This is a genomic window from Nocardia sp. NPDC001965 (genome assembly GCF_053594175.1).
Window position 1 is genome coordinate 71,953 of the sequence record NZ_JBSFDZ010000028.1, and the last position, 323, is coordinate 72,275.

The following is a 323-nucleotide window of genomic DNA, read 5'->3' on the forward strand; positions in this document are numbered from 1 at the left end:
CGCGGCCGGTGGACCCGGTGATGCCGGGCGCGACGACGGGGCGCATCGGTCGCCCGACGGGTCGGTGCGGCCGACCGCGCGGTATGAGCTCAGGTCCAGCGGCGGCGGGATCTCCGAGGCGACCCGGGTCATGCCATCTCCCGGCCGGACCGGACACCCGCCGCCTCCCTGCTCCGATGCGCCATCGCCCCCTTCCGCCAACATCGTCCGTCCACTCCGGATGGTCAACATCCGTGGTCGGGGCCCGCCCCGGTTCTGGAGCGACGGAGCGGGGGAGCGAAGCGGAGGAGCGCAGGAGTGAAGAACCGGGGTCACGAGGGCCC